We start from the raw sequence: 14,260 nt of genomic DNA, 5'->3' as shown, positions 1-14,260 counted from the left end.
AGAACTGCTAGCGGCTGTACAGCTACCGCAGGTGCGTCCGAAGGGGACGCGCCGATCCTTTCTGGGAGGAAAGTATGAGTTTAATACGTAAACCCCTCAATCGTCGCTCGATCTTGCGCGCTGGTGCCCTCGGCGGCAGTGCTCTTGCGATGCCAACGATCTTCACGAGCCGTGCATGGTCTGCCGGCTACCTGAATGAGCCGACTGGTGCGACGGTGACACTGGGTTTCAACGTGCCCCAAACCGGCCCTTATGCAGATGAGGGTGCTGACGAACTGCGCGCCTATCAGCTCGCCGTCGAGCATCTGAACGGCGAAGGCGACGGCGGCATGCTCAACACATTCTCGTCCAAGGCGCTCAAGGGCAATGGTATCCTTGGCAAGAAGGTCGAGTATGTAACGGGCGACACGCAGACCAAGTCGGATGCGGCACGTGCATCGGCCAAATCCATGATCGAAAAAGACGGTGCCATCATGATCACCGGCGGCTCGTCGTCGGGTGTGGCTGTTGCCGTTCAGGCGCTCTGCCAGGAGGCAGGCGTTATCTTCATGGCCGGTCTGACCCACTCCAACGACACCACCGGTAAAGACAAGAAGGCCAACGGCTTCCGTCACTTCTTCAACTCCTACATGTCCGGTGCCGCATTGGCTCCAGTGCTTAAGAACGCGTATGGCGATGACCGCAAGGCCTATCACCTGACCGCGGACTACAACTGGGGTTACACCACCGAGCAGGCTGTTCGTGAATCCACCGAATCTCTGGGTTGGGAAACGGTTGAAACCGTCAAGACGCCTCTGGCTGCAACGGACTTCTCGGCATACATCACGCCGGTTCTGCAGTCCGATGCGGACGTGCTCGTGCTGAACCACTACGGCGGCAACATGGTGAACTCGCTCACCAACGCCGTTCAGTTCGGTCTGCGCGACAAGCAGGTGAACGGCAAGAACTTCGAGATCATCGTTCCGCTGTACTCGCGTCTGATGGCCAAGGGTGCCGGTGAAAACGTTAAGGGTATCTTCGGGTCCACGAACTGGCACTGGTCTCTGCAGGACGAAGGCTCCAAGGCATTCGTTCAGTCCTTCGGCCAGAAGTACGGCTTCCCGCCGAGCCAGGCAGCCCACACGACTTACGTACAGGCTCTTCTGTACGCTGATGCGTGTGAGCGCGCAGGCACGTTCAACCCGTGCGGCGTTGTCGAAGCCCTCGAAGGTTTCGAATTCGACGGTCTGGGCAACGGCAAGACGCTCTACAGGGCTGAAGATCACCAGTGCTTCAAGGACGTTCTGGTCGTGAAGGGTAAGGAAAACCCGAGCTCCGCATTCGACCTTCTCGAAATCGTCGAAGTGACACCGGCTGCTCAGGTTACCTATCCGCCGGATCATCCGCAGTTTGCGGGCGGTGCGCTGGGAACCTGTAACCCGGGCGCTTAACATCCATGAAAACGGAGGGACGGGGCGCACGTCGCCCTGTCCCTTTTATTCGAAATAGTGCGTGGTTGGGGATTTTGACTCGCGCTGATGATCCGAGTTGATAGCGATGGACGCGATACTTCTTCAAATTCTGAACGGTCTCGACAAGGGGTCAGCCTACGCGCTGATTGCCTTGGGCCTTACCCTCATTTTCGGAACGCTCGGCGTGGTGAACTTCGCCCACGGCGCGCTGTTCATGATCGGGGCGTTCTGCGCGGTCACGCTGAGCCGTTTGCTCTCATTGTCTTTCGTGACAATCGATGAAACCCAGAAAGACTTTCTTGGCAATCCCCTGAAGGTCGAAACCCCATATGTCGAGGCTTGGTTCGGGCCGGAGACGGGGGCGGCGATAATAGACTGGTCGGTTCCGCTCGCGATCCTGTTTTCAATACCGATCATGGCGCTTGTCGGGCTCTTCATGGAACGCGGCCTGATCAAGTATTTCTACAAGCGTCCGCATGCGGACCAGATCCTGGTGACCTTCGGTCTGGCCATCGTGCTCCAGGAGATCATCAAGTATTTCTTCGGTGCGAACCCGATCCCGACCCCGGCGCCCGACGTCTTCGCAGGCAGCCTCGATTTCGGCGTGATGCTTGGCATGGATCCGAACATCATCATCTATCCGTACTGGCGTATCGTTTATTTCCTGTTTGCCGCAGTCATCATCGGTGCGGTCTTTGCCTTCCTGCAGTTCACGACCTTCGGAATGGTCGTCCGAGCGGGGATGGCGGACCGGCAGACAGTCGGGCTTCTCGGCATCAATATCGACAAGCGCTTCACGGTGATGTTCGCTCTGGCTGCAGTGGTTGCCGGGCTTGCCGGCGTGATGTATGCGCCCATCAACTCGCCAAATTATCACATGGGCATGGATTTCCTGGTCCTGAGCTTTGTCGTTGTGGTTGTCGGTGGGATGGGGTCGCTCCCGGGTGCGGTTCTGGCTGGCTTCCTGCTCGGAATTCTTGAAAGCTTCGCGTCGATGGCGCAAGTGGTCCAACTGCTTCCTGGCATCAACCAGATCATCATTTATCTCGTTGCAATCGTGATCCTCCTGACCCGCCCACGGGGACTGATGGGCCGCAAGGGCGTTATGGAGAGCTAAGTCATGTTTGGACTCAACAAAAAAGACACGTCGCTCTTCTTCCTGGTGTTGCTTCTGGTGGCCCTCGCACCGTTCCTGCTCAACCCGTTTCCGGAAGGTTCGGAGCTTGCACAGTTCAACGCCGGTTATCCGGACCTGATGCAGAGGTTCCTGATTTTCGGTATCTTCGCGATCGGCTTCAACATCCTTTTTGGTCTGACCGGCTACCTGAGTTTCGGTCATGCTGCCTTCCTGGGGGTCGGTTCCTATGCCGGTGTCTGGATGATGAAGCTGCTGACCATGAACGTCATTCCGGCGATCTTCATGTCAGTCGTCTTTGCCGGGTTGTTCTCTTTGCTGGTCGGCTACATCTCGCTTCGCCGCTCTGGGATCTACTTCTCGATCCTGACGCTCGCCTTCGCGCAGATGTCGTTTTCGCTGGCCTACTCGGTTCTGACACCGATCACCAACGGGGAAACAGGCCTGCAGCTTGCTCTTGACGATCCACGCATTCTTGGCGTCGGCTCCGAAAACGGAGCTATTCCGGCCGCAAACTTCTTCGGCATTCCGATGCGCGAGAGTTTCGAGTTGAGCATGGGCGGATGGCTGTTCACGTTCAACGCCGGGTACTACCTGTGCGCCGTCGTCATGATGATCGCATTCTATATTGCGATCCGGATCTTCCGGTCGCCATTCGGCATGATGCTTCGTGCGGTCAAATCCAACCAGCAGCGCATGAACTTCACCGGTCTGAACAGCAGACCATACACGCTGGCAGCGTTCGTCATCTCCGGAATGTATGCCGGACTGGCCGGCGGGCTCATGGTTGCGATGGATCCGCTGGCAGGTGCGGAGCGCATGCAGTGGACGGCGTCCGGTGAGGTCGTCCTGATGACGATCCTCGGCGGGGCAGGCACCCTGATCGGTCCGGTTCTCGGTGCGGGCTTCATCAAGTATTGCGAAAACATCTTCTCCAAGATCAACGACAATATTCTGTATGACTGGTTCGCCGCGCTTCCGCAGGGGCTTGCCGACTTCCTCGTCTTCGTCATTCATCCGTTCATCGGCAAGGGCTGGCATCTGACGCTCGGTATCATGTTCATGCTGATCGTGATCTTCCTGCCGGGCGGCATCATGGAAGGCGTGGAGAGGATCGGAAGGCTCTTCAAGCGCAAATCGACCAAGGACGAGAATTCCACTGCGCGTCCCAAGGCCGCACCAGCTGAATAAGGTGAAATGACATGGAAATCTTGCGTGTCGAGGGCGTGAACAAATCGTTCGGCGGACTGAGAGCCCTGAATAACGTCAACTTCTCCGTTGAAGAAGGCACCGTTCAGGCGATCATTGGCCCGAACGGAGCCGGCAAATCGACCTTCCTGAACTGCCTGATCGGAAGGCTTGCTCCGGATACCGGAAGCGTGATGTTCGGTGACATCTCGCTCACCGGGATGAAGCCCTTCGAGATCAACCAGATCGGTATTTCGCGGGTGTTCCAGACGCCGGAGATCTTCGGAGATCTCACGCTTCTGGAAAACATCATGATCCCCGCGCTGGCAAAACGTGACGGCGAATTCAAGTTGCATGCATTCGCGGATGTTGGAAAGGACACCGAGATCCGTGACAAGGCGCTGCATATGCTGGAAGACGTTGGTCTTGTCGAAAAGAGAGACACGGTCGCCGACAGCCTGTCGCGCGGAGACAAGCGCCGCCTGGAACTGGCCATGTGCCTGTCGCAGGATCCGAAGCTTCTTCTTCTGGACGAACCGACAGCCGGCATGTCGCGGGCCGACACCAACAACACGATCGATCTTTTGAAGCGGATCGGCGATCGCGGCATCACCAAGGTGGTCATCGAGCATGACATGCATGTCGTGTTCTCGCTTGCCGACAAGGTGACCGTTCTTGCCCAGGGCGCGATCATTGCCGAAGGCAAGCCGGAAGACATCAAGGGTGATCCGCGCGTTCAGGAAGCCTATCTCGGAGGAGCACACCTGTGAGCATTCTTGAAGATCAGTTTGCGGGCAAATCGGCACCTGCGGTCAAGCCACAAAAGGCCCGTGGAACTGCACCGGCCTATTTTTCAGCCTGGGACCTGCATTCCTACTATGGCGAAAGCTACATCGTTCAGGGGATCAGCTTCGACGTTCGCGAGGGTGAAATCCTGGCGTTGCTCGGGCGCAACGGCGCCGGAAAAACGTCGACGCTCCGCACCATCGCGCGCATGGATGATCCCAACCTGAAGCATGGGGAAATCTGGCTCGATCACCAGCCGCTTCACGACATGCAGAGTTATCAGGCAGCCCGTGTCGGCGTCGGCCTCGTGCCGGAAGACCGGCGGATCATCCAAGGGCTGACGGTACAGGAAAATCTCGAACTCTCACAGATTGCCGAGCCGAAAGGCTGGTCGATAGAGCGGATTTACGATCATTTCCCAAGGCTTGCCGAGCGCCGTGCGCAGGAAGCGGTGACGATGTCAGGCGGTGAGCAACAGATGCTGGCCGTGGCGCGGATCCTCGCCCGCGACATCAAGCTGCTGCTTCTGGACGAACCCTACGAGGGCCTAGCTCCCGTGATCGTTCAGGAAATCGAGCGGATTCTCGAAGGCGTCAAGGAACTCGGGATCACCACGATCATCGTGGAGCAGAACGCTATCGCCGCGCTTCATTTGGCCGACCGCGCCGTCATTCTCGATATGGGCGAGGTCGTGTTCGATGGAACGGCTCAGGAAGTTCTCGACAACGAAGAACTGCGTCAGGAGTATCTTGCGATCTGACGAAACAATAATCTGAAATTTTTTGGCCGGCGCACAGCGTCGGCCTTTTTTTGTCTCTGCCGGTTTTCGGTGTGGTCATATGCGGCAGAGAACGGCTAAATAACATCCACGCAGTTTCCCGAGTCGGAACGGTGGTTTCAGTGTCCATTTTCAAATCCGAATTCCCGAGTTTGTTCGGTTTCCTCGTATTTGCGGCATTTATGGTCGCCGGCGACCTTCTGAATCCCGCAGCCGTTGGTGTCGGTCCGTCTCTCGGCTTGCTCGCCGTCATCTTTCTGACGGTGATGTGGTGCGCATTTTCCGTCGTCCGACATGCCGAGTGCCTTGCAACCATTCTTGGCGAGCCGTTCGGCACGCTAATTCTGACACTTGCCGTTGTCGGGATCGAGGTTGCGCTCATCGTCGCGATCATGGTGTCCGGCGAGGCCGCGCCTACAATGGCGCGGGACACGATGTTCTCGGTCATCATGATCGTTCTGAATGGGCTGATCGGTCTTTGCCTGCTTGCCGGCGGACTGCGGCACAGGAACCAGAGCTACAATCTTCAAGGTGCAAATGCGTTTCTCGCGGTACTTTTGCCGCTGGCGGTCTTTGCACTGGTCCTGCCACGCATGACCCACTCTGCTCCAGGGGGTGAATTGTCTCCCTTGCAGGCGAGTTTCGAAGTCGTGATGTCCGTTTTGCTCTACGGTGTCTTCCTGGCGATGCAGACCGTGACACACAGTGATATTTTCCGTCAGCCGGACATGGGCGAGGACAGCAGTGAGCATCATGGTGCGGTCGTCAGGTCGATACCCTTTCACGTTGCCGGTCTCTTTGGAGCCCTGGTGCCGATTATCCTGCTCTCCAAGAAACTCGCCCTTTATGTTGAATTCGGTATCGCCGGCATCGGGGCCCCTCTGGCGCTGAGCGGCTTTATCGTTGCAGCCCTCGTTTTGATGCCGGAGGGAATGAGCGGGTTCCGTGCCGCTCTGGAAAACAAATTGCAGCGTGCAGTCAACATTTGCCTTGGTGCTGCCGTGTCGACGATAGGTCTCACCGTGCCGGCTGTGCTGGTCGTCAGTTGGGTGACGGGACACAGGATCGAACTGGGACTGGATTATCCAGAAATCGTGCTGCTTGCCCTGACCCTTGTTGTCAGCCTGATCACGTTCGGAACACGAACAACGAACTATCTTCAAGGTGCGGTTCACCTTACGCTCTTCGCGGCCTACGTGATGATGATCTTCGATTTGTCATGAATTTGCAGGCAAAATCGTATTTCTTTTCGGGAGATAGCTTGGTCCGGAACGTCTTCTGTGATTTGGTCTAACCGTGATTACCGTAATTTGAATGATCTTGTATGTTACTGCTTTCCGAAGACCAGACTCGTGATGCCCTGCCGTTCCCGGACCTGATAGACGCATTGGCGGAAATGTTCAGGTCTGGCTGTGTGATGCCGACACGGCATCATCATGATTTTGAAATTCCCGGAGAACCGGCTGGCACAATGCTGCTCATGCCGGCCTGGGTACCTGGCGGTTACGCAGGTGTGAAAGTCGTGAATGTCGTTCCTGGAAACGCGGAGCGGAACCTTCCAGCAGTGCATGGCCAATATCTGCTATCCGACGCCAGAACCGGCGAAATGCTTGCCATGATCGATGGCGGAGAGCTGACGGCGCGCCGGACGGCGGCAGCCTCTGCGCTTGCTGCGCGCTACCTCGCGCGATCCGATGCGCGGCATCTGCTTGTGCTTGGCACCGGTCGCCTCGCACCTAATCTGATTGCCGCCCACATGGCTATCCGGTCGATCGAACAGGTGACGATCTGGGGGCGTTCGAGGGAAAAGGCAGAGCATTTCGCTGCGGAAATGAAAGCGTTGTTTCCGATCAGCGTCGAAGCGGCTTCCGGTCTGCGCGACGCGCTTGGCAAGGCTGACATCGTCAGCGCTGCAACGCTGTCCAGTGAACCGTTGATCAAGGGCGACCTGCTGAAATCAGGTGCCCATGTCGATCTGGTCGGCGCCTTCAAGCCGACCATGCGGGAAAGCGATGACGAGCTTATCAAACGCGCCGAAATCTACGTTGACACGCGCGCAGGGTGCCTGGTGGAAGGTGGCGACATCGTTCAACCGCTCCAGTCGGGGCTGATTTCGAAGGGCGACATCCGCGCGGATCTTTACGATCTGTGTCGCGGTGATCACGCCGGCCGTCAATCGGATGACTCGATCACAATGTTCAAATCCGTAGGCGCTGCGCTGGAAGACCTCGCAGGTGCAATGCTCGCGTATCAGAGCGTGGAGCACTGAACGCGCGACTCAGCACCTGTCAGCCAAGTTCGAATGTCGTGATGCCATAGATCTGGTCAAGCGGAAGCTCCGGAACCGCACCCCGATACATGCGAAAGGTTTCGAATTCCGGCGACAATTCGTATCTCTCTGCAAGAAGCAGCGCTGCAGCGTTCGGCTCCGGCGTGTCCAGGATGACGAATTGCCCTTTGACTTGTCCGGCGAGTGTCCGGAACAGCGTATCGGCAATTTCGGGCGTGTCGGCGAAAAGAGGGCCGATCTTGAACCCTTCATGGCACGCCCGCAAAACGCCGTATCCCTTGACATTGCCGTCTTCCACAAACGCAAAGCCCCGGCGCGTTTCAAGCATGGGCGCCGCCCAGAGTTTCAGGAAGTCTTCACGCGGCGCCGGGAAGAAACGCTGATCGTAGCTGTTGACCGCGGGGAAAATGCCGTGACCCAAAGGAGCAACACGCGGGTCCGTGGGGGCATCGCAGAGTGAAATGCCGGTCTGCCGTATGTTGCGGTAAACCGGCTTGAAGCCGTGCTCAGCATAACTCGCCGTCTGTTCGTTGACTGCGTCGAGACCGATCAGCCTTGTCCCGAGATGCGACATCGCCTGGGCCCAGATCTGATGTCCGTAACCGTGGGCTCTGAACTCGCGCTTGCAGATGTAAAACCCGATGAAGCCGAATTCATCGCCGTAACGAACCGCGGAAACAACCACGGCCAGTTCACCGTCCAGTTCGCCGCCGAGAAATCCCTGTGGATCGGCCGCAAAGAAAGCCTGGCCATCATCCAGTCCTGGATTCCAGCCTTCCTGCATGGCCCAGTTCAGCGGAATTCTAACTTCAGCTTCACTCAAATGACGGATTTTGAGCTTTTTTGTCATGAATTCGGGGCCTGTTGGGTTATGAAACGGCAGGGTCGCAAGCTGCAAATACAGCAACTGCCTTTGCAATTTTCAACGGCTTTTGTACCCGCAAAGACAAAAAGTCGAAAAAAGTCGGGTGTTTAAACTGATCACGCGCTTGCCTAGCTTGGGCAAGTGTGCATCACTTTACTCTGGGTTATCTGGGCGAACGGACTGATCCATGGGGCGGATCGGCAAAGCTGTGAGCTTCGTCACAGCCTGATTTCAAAAACTGTGAGAATTTCCCGTGCACGACATGGCGCTGAGGACGATATGCAAAAACGGAAAAACCTGCCAGCTTTGATGCGGTCCGCGAAAGAGAGCGTGACGGTCCCGGTTACGAGCTTGGGCCAAGCCGTAAGAGGCGGCGCGGTCGCTCTGACCTTCGGCGTGATGGCGGTTGTAACGCCCGCACTGGCCTCGACGGCGGAAGACCCTGGTAGACGCGTCGCACTTGTGATTGGAAACCAGGACTACCAGTTTGTCGAACCCCTGGTTAACCCGATCAATGATACCAAAGAAATTACGAGGGTTCTGCAGGAAGCGGATTTCGATGTAACCGTCGGCACGAACCTCAGCAAGAAAGAGCTTGAGAAAGTCGTCCGCCGGTTCCTGCGCGAACTCAACGACGGCGACACGGCACTCTTTTACTATTCCGGACACGCCTTGCAGGTCGGAGAATCGAACTTTCTGCTGCCGGTCGATGCGAAGCTCGCGTCTCAGTACGATCTGGAGTTCGAGAGCCTCAAGGTCTCGCATCTCCTTGATTACATGAAGGCGGCGTCCAGCCTGCAGATTGTTATGCTCGACGCCTGCCGGGACAATCCGTTCGAGATCGGAAGTCTCTTTTGGGGCGAACAGGAATATGCGCTCGGCAAGACCCGCGGCCTGCGCAGAATTCCGAACAAACTCGGCAGTTTCATTTCTTATGCGACCCGTCCCGGGCAGGTTGCTTATGACGGCGAGGGGCCTTTGAGCCCGTTCACGTCTTCCGTCGTCACAAACGCGCTGGATCCCTCTCTTGAAATCAAGGACCTTATGACCAAGGTCCGTGACGAAGTCGTGCGCAAGACCGGCGGCCAGCAGATCCCTTATGAAGATTCGACTTTGGTGACGAATTTCTACTTCGTGCCACCGAAACCCGAGCCGATCGTCACCGCACATCACCGTGTAAGTGTTCCGATTGGCAGTGATGCAAGCCCGCTATCGATACCCGAACCCGTTCAGCCCGAAGGCGGCGCGATCGTCGCGACCCTGACGCTGTCACCGGAAAAGGGCGTGCTGCGGCTGCCCGGCGGCAGGACCGTCAGCGAAGGCGATACGCTGGACGCGGTCGAGTTGGCGAGCCTTGAATTTCTGCCCGATGGATCGGGAGCCGGTGACGTCGAGCTCATAGGTTATCAGGTCAAGGATGACTGGGGCGGCTCGGCTTCCGCAATCGCCTCCATTACGGTCGTTCAGGCAGCCCCGGTACCGGACGATGGTGCCAAGGAACTCGAGCGCAAGGAACGGCTGGAACAATTGGTCGCCTGGCTCTCGCAAACCTCGCAGGGTTCTGCGGTCGAAGCCGACATCGGTGTTGGCCCGGTACAGGTCTACGCCGATGCGCCGGATGAAGGTTTGCCGGCGACCGATGATTGGCTGAAGGTGGTCTCGGTCGACAGCGATCTGCAACTTTCCTCTGATGGGCGTCTGCTGCGCCCGGGCGATCGTTTTCCGATGTCCGGCCTGTCGACATTGACCGTACGACCGCAAATCGGTTCGGAAACGCAGGCGCGACGCTTTTCCCTGGAACTGCCCGCCGAGAGCGGCAGCGCCGGACAAACGCTGACCCAGATCGTGCAACCGCGCGTGACACAGTGCGATCAATTGGCGACACAGCCGTTCGATCTTCAGGCCGTGACCGAGGGGCGCCTGGCTAATGATATCGACTCAGCAGCCGTCGACAGGGTCTGCGCCGATGCAATGGAAGCCTATCCGGAGATTGGGCGTTTCGTATTTCAGCGCGGACGCGGCGCGTTCGCTGCCGGAAATCTGACGCAGGCCGCCGACTATTTCCAGCAGGCGTACCAGATGGGCCATGTTCGTGCGGGGCAGGTTCTCGGCCGGATGTACTTCCTGGGAGCTGGCCGGGACCGTGATCGGGAAAAGGCGGTTGAACTCTACAGCAAGGCAGCCGAGCGCGGTGACGCTTATGCGCTCCATTCGTTGGGAATGGCGCAAATCAAGGGTGAAGGAACCGAGCAGAACGAAAAGGCCGGTCTTGAAAAACTTCTGCAGTCCGTGGAAGCAGGTCACACGTTTTCTTTCAATGCGATCGGCGGATTTTACCTGAACGGCAACCACGTGGATGAAAACGTCGACCGAGCTGTCTACTACTACAACCGGTCTGCGTCCCGCGAGGACATCTACGGCTATCTGAACATGGGCACGCTCTACCGTGACGGTCTGGGTACGCCGCAGGACTTCGAAGCCGCGCTTGGCTGGTTCAAAAAGGCTCATGAAGGCGGTCATCCCGCGGCAGGTACCGCGATCGGACTTCTTTACTTCAACGGCCAGGGTGTCGAGAAGAGTGCAGAAGAGGCGACCAGGTGGTTCCGTGAAAGTGCGGAACGCGGCGATGCCTGGGGAGCGTACAACACTGCCTGGATGCTCGGACAGCAATCCGGAGAAGCTGCAGGGCGCGACCGGATCAGAATGCTGGCGATGGCAGCTGTTGTCGACCCGTCCTCGTCAGCGGCCGGAAAAGGCCGAGAGGACCTGAAGGGTGCCAACAATCGCCTCAAGGCCATGGTGTTGCAACAAGCATTGACCGACCTCGGGTTCGAACCCGGACCGGTCGACGGCCAGCCCGGCCGGAAGACGAGAGATGCGTTGAACAAGTTTTTCGATAGTTCTGATCTCACACCAGTTCAGGGCGATGAAGCCTTGATCGCTCTCGTCAAGTATCAGTGGGAACAGAGCCGTCCCAGATATGATTTGTTCTGATTTCTTAAGGAGGAATCGATGAAACACATTAGACTAGCATTGCCTTCAGCAGGCTTGATGGCGCTATTCCTTGCAGGATGCGCAACTCAGCCGACTGTCTCGACGGGAGCGCAGCCGATCGCCGCAACCCCTTCCGTTGCGACGACGACCTCTTCGGCACCTGCACCTGCACCCGCACCCGCGGCCGCAACCCCGGTTTCCGACCCGATCAACGACCCGCTCATTCGCGACAACGACAATGGCGGCGGCGGCGGCGGCGGTGGTGGTGGTGGCGGACCTGGCGGCGGCGGCGGCGGCTCCTGGGGCTAGATCGCGCCAACAGGTGAGGCTCTCATGAATCTGCTTTCGAAGGTGGCCCTGGGTTTCAGGACGCTACGCCACCTCACCCTTGCACTTCCGCTGCTTTTCGTCTCCCAGGCGGTCGCAGCGGGAGAGTGGCGGGCGCTGGTCATCGGGATCGACGCGTACGAACACGTTTCGCCGCTCAAAGGTGCGGTCAACGATGCAAGGGACATTGCCGAGACATTGCAGGCCGCCGGCGTTCAGGATCTTCAAACCTTTTACGACGGTGCAGCAACAAGACAAGCCATTCTGGATGCATGGCAGGGTCTGATCGAACGTTCCGCAGAAGACGACGTGCTTGTGCTTTCCTACGCCGGCCATGGCGCACAGGAAGCCGAATGGGTCGAAGGCTCGGAAGCGGACGGTCTTGACGAAGTCTTTCTCCTGGCTGGATTTGATGTTTCAGCGCCCGGTAATGCCGAGCGGTTGCGGGACGATGATCTTGCCGCAATGCTGCGGGCTGCTGGCGATCGAAGCGTTCTGGTCCTCGCAGACAGCTGCCATTCCGGCACGATGACGCGCTCCATCGATCCCAGAATTGTGCGTCTCGGGACACGGCTGGTCGGACTGCCGCCATTCGAAAACGATGTGCTCAGATCGCAGCCCGGCCATCCGCTCTTGAAGCAGCAGAGCAATCACACGTCCGATCTGCAGGAGCTTTCCAACGTGATTTACGTCGGCGCCACTGTGGACGGACAGGTGATTCCCGAACTCATGATCGCGGGCGAACCCAGAGGCGCACTGAGCTGGTCCTTTGCCCGCGGTGTCGAGGGACGCGCCGACCTTGACCGGGATGGCGGCATTTCCATGGAGGAACTGACCCTGTTCCTGAAGGAAACTGTGCGTGTTGCGACCGAAGGCAGGCAGACGCCGAGCCTGACCGTCGGCGGTGCATCGCGTGCAGCTGTTTTGCCCAGGGTGAAGGATGACATTCTGGCACGTGGCACGACCGGACTGACCATTTCGGCAAGCACAGATATCGCGCTTCCGGTCCTGAAAAACCTGAAACAGCGCCATGGCGGTGCCGTTGAGATCGTTGATGATGGCAGCGCCGACCTCTTTTGGGATGTCGAGGAAGGCGACGTTCTGACGAAGTTCGGAGATATCGTGCTCCGCAACAGCGCCGGGAACGCTGACCGGTTTTCCCAAGTTGTTTCCAAGTGGCTGTTCTTGTCGGAGCTATATGCGCTCTCTCGGGAACGCAAGCCGGTCGAGGGTACCTTGAAACCGGCTGTCGGGCACATACCGGAGGGATCACCGCTCAGGGTCGGGCTTCGTTCCGAAGAAGGTGGCTTCATGGCCGTGTTCGCTCTGGAAGCGGACGGAACCGTGCGGCTGCTCGCGCCGAACAGGAAAGCGGACCCCTTGGGAGAGGATACGAAACTGGAGGCGGATTCTCCTTATGTGCTCAATCTTCGCGCTGCCTTGCCGTTCGGTGCAGATCACATCGTGCTGATTCGATCGCGTGAGACGATGCCGCAACTGGTTGGCGTGTTGTCCGCAATGGAGGGAAGGCCGCTCGATCCCGCACTTGCACCGAAATTGCTGAATTTGATCGGAAAATCTGCAGAGGCGGTCGGGATAACAGGAGTCTACACCGAACCTGCCGGATAGGTCATTCCGGCCAATTCGCGTTTATGTGACCGAAGCCACATTCAAACTGCGATTTTCTGGTATTATTGGGAAACAAATTGGCGCTTGGACTCCCGGAGAGCTCAGGCGCATCAAACCATTGACCCTGGAGACCGTTATGAAAGATTTGTTTAGTCTATTTGCAAAACGAAGTCTGAAAGCGACCGGTTTGGTCGCAGCCCTCGGGGTCGGCACGATTATGTCCGGCGCCGCACTTGCGGACCCCATTGCGCTGGTCCTCGACAGGTCCGAGGGAGTGTCCGTGTCCGCATTTTCGGAGTTGATGCCGGGAGACGTGATTGACCTGGGGGCTTCCGGACATGTCGATCTTCTCGATTATTCGGCCTGCCAGGAAGTGAGGATCAAAGCCGGCACCCTGACGGTATCCTCCGGAGGCTTCGTGCTTGACGGCGGTGAAGAAAAGGTATTGCGCGCAGGCAACTGTCTGCAGGCCGACAGCGGATCGAACTCGAACACGGCTGACAAGGGATTGACCGTCACCTTGCGGGGGCTCACGCTCGAGAACAAGAAAGCCGCTTCCCTGATGCTTCGTTTCGATGACGAGGCGAAGGATCAGTATGGTTCGGTTTTCGTCTCCTTTGGCGGAGGCGAGCCCATCCGGTTCGACGTGCTCGACAATATTGTCACCGAGATGCCTGAGCGCGAAAGCGATGAAGACGCTGTAGAAGTCGAACTTTTCCTTCAGGGCAAAGCGCCGGACTTCGGTGTCGAAATGCGAAAGATCACCATTGACCCGGCCCAGGTCGGTCGCAAAACCGCGGTCGTTCTCGTGAAATGA

12 protein-coding genes are annotated in these 14,260 nt (G+C 57.8%); 11 read left to right on the top strand and 1 reads right to left on the bottom strand.

The genetic code is table 11. The features are described 5' to 3' along the window. Nucleotides 1-74: 74 nt before the first annotated feature. The 7 genes from RDA78_RS23165 (at nucleotide 75) to RDA78_RS23135 (ending at nucleotide 7,607) form a co-directional block, all read left to right on the top strand. On the top strand, nucleotides 75-1,430 hold the full coding sequence (locus tag RDA78_RS23165; RefSeq protein ID WP_306146133.1) for a substrate-binding protein: 1,356 nt from the start codon (nucleotides 75-77) through the stop codon (nucleotides 1,428-1,430). Nucleotides 1,431-1,536: 106 nt separating this feature from the next. Then, nucleotides 1,537-2,568, top strand: a complete 1,032-nt coding sequence (locus RDA78_RS23160; protein ID WP_434052127.1) for a branched-chain amino acid ABC transporter permease — start codon at nucleotides 1,537-1,539, stop codon at nucleotides 2,566-2,568. Between the two features lie 3 nt (nucleotides 2,569-2,571). Beyond that, nucleotides 2,572-3,777, top strand: coding sequence for a branched-chain amino acid ABC transporter permease (locus RDA78_RS23155; protein WP_434052126.1), 1,206 nt, complete (start codon nucleotides 2,572-2,574; stop codon nucleotides 3,775-3,777). 11 nt (nucleotides 3,778-3,788) lie between these two features. Next, a complete protein-coding gene (locus tag RDA78_RS23150; protein ID WP_434052125.1) occupies nucleotides 3,789-4,544 on the top strand; it encodes an ABC transporter ATP-binding protein in 756 nt (251 codons plus the stop codon). Further along, complete coding sequence (locus RDA78_RS23145; protein ID WP_434052124.1) at nucleotides 4,541-5,320, top strand: ABC transporter ATP-binding protein; 780 nt, start codon at nucleotides 4,541-4,543, stop codon at nucleotides 5,318-5,320. Before RDA78_RS23150 ends, RDA78_RS23145 begins: the two co-directional genes overlap by 4 nt. A gap of 140 nt (nucleotides 5,321-5,460) precedes the next feature. Further along, on the top strand, nucleotides 5,461-6,561 hold the full coding sequence (locus tag RDA78_RS23140; protein WP_434052123.1) for a calcium:proton antiporter: 1,101 nt from the start codon (nucleotides 5,461-5,463) through the stop codon (nucleotides 6,559-6,561). A gap of 101 nt (nucleotides 6,562-6,662) precedes the next feature. Beyond that, the gene (locus tag RDA78_RS23135) at nucleotides 6,663-7,607 is read left to right on the top strand and encodes an ornithine cyclodeaminase family protein (RefSeq protein WP_434052122.1); all 945 of its coding nucleotides are present in this window, start codon (nucleotides 6,663-6,665) and stop codon (nucleotides 7,605-7,607) included. Nucleotides 7,608-7,626: 19 nt separating this feature from the next. Here the strand turns inward: RDA78_RS23135 and RDA78_RS23130 are convergent, their stop codons facing one another. After that, on the bottom strand, nucleotides 7,627-8,478 hold the full coding sequence (locus RDA78_RS23130; RefSeq protein WP_434052121.1) for a GNAT family N-acetyltransferase: 852 nt from the start codon (nucleotides 8,476-8,478) through the stop codon (nucleotides 7,627-7,629). Between the two features lie 366 nt (nucleotides 8,479-8,844). On the opposite strand from RDA78_RS23130, the gene RDA78_RS23125 reads away from it, so the two are divergent. From RDA78_RS23125 to RDA78_RS23110, 4 genes are all read left to right on the top strand, one after another. Beyond that, nucleotides 8,845-11,487, top strand: a complete 2,643-nt coding sequence (locus tag RDA78_RS23125) for a caspase family protein (RefSeq protein WP_434052120.1) — start codon at nucleotides 8,845-8,847, stop codon at nucleotides 11,485-11,487. Between the two features lie 18 nt (nucleotides 11,488-11,505). Continuing rightward, nucleotides 11,506-11,796, top strand: a complete 291-nt coding sequence (locus RDA78_RS23120; RefSeq protein ID WP_434052119.1) for a hypothetical protein — start codon at nucleotides 11,506-11,508, stop codon at nucleotides 11,794-11,796. 24 nt (nucleotides 11,797-11,820) lie between these two features. Further along, nucleotides 11,821-13,443, top strand: coding sequence for a caspase family protein (locus RDA78_RS23115; RefSeq protein WP_434052118.1), 1,623 nt, complete (start codon nucleotides 11,821-11,823; stop codon nucleotides 13,441-13,443). 136 nt (nucleotides 13,444-13,579) lie between these two features. Next, nucleotides 13,580-14,260, top strand: a complete 681-nt coding sequence (locus RDA78_RS23110) for a hypothetical protein (RefSeq protein WP_434052117.1) — start codon at nucleotides 13,580-13,582, stop codon at nucleotides 14,258-14,260.

This window comes from Roseibium sp., assembly GCF_051016195.1.
Lineage (GTDB): Bacteria > Pseudomonadota > Alphaproteobacteria > Rhizobiales > Stappiaceae > Roseibium.
Note: the sequence above shows the minus strand (reverse complement) of the source record. Positions and strands in the feature narration are given on the sequence as shown.

What these genes read in the sequence shown, in the direction of transcription:
- RDA78_RS23165 (WP_306146133.1), top strand. Translation starts at nt 75, where the DNA reads ATGAGTTTAATACGTAAACCCCTCAATCGTCGCTCGATCTTGCGCGCT.
- RDA78_RS23160 (WP_434052127.1), top strand. Translation starts at nt 1,537, where the DNA reads ATGGACGCGATACTTCTTCAAATTCTGAACGGTCTCGACAAGGGGTCA.
- RDA78_RS23155 (WP_434052126.1), top strand. Translation starts at nt 2,572, where the DNA reads ATGTTTGGACTCAACAAAAAAGACACGTCGCTCTTCTTCCTGGTGTTG.
- RDA78_RS23150 (WP_434052125.1), top strand. Translation starts at nt 3,789, where the DNA reads ATGGAAATCTTGCGTGTCGAGGGCGTGAACAAATCGTTCGGCGGACTG.
- RDA78_RS23135 (WP_434052122.1), top strand. Translation starts at nt 6,663, where the DNA reads ATGTTACTGCTTTCCGAAGACCAGACTCGTGATGCCCTGCCGTTCCCG.
- RDA78_RS23130 (WP_434052121.1), bottom strand. Translation starts at nt 8,478, where the DNA reads ATGACAAAAAAGCTCAAAATCCGTCATTTGAGTGAAGCTGAAGTTAGA.
- RDA78_RS23120 (WP_434052119.1), top strand. Translation starts at nt 11,506, where the DNA reads ATGAAACACATTAGACTAGCATTGCCTTCAGCAGGCTTGATGGCGCTA.
- RDA78_RS23115 (WP_434052118.1), top strand. Translation starts at nt 11,821, where the DNA reads ATGAATCTGCTTTCGAAGGTGGCCCTGGGTTTCAGGACGCTACGCCAC.
- RDA78_RS23110 (WP_434052117.1), top strand. Translation starts at nt 13,580, where the DNA reads ATGAAAGATTTGTTTAGTCTATTTGCAAAACGAAGTCTGAAAGCGACC.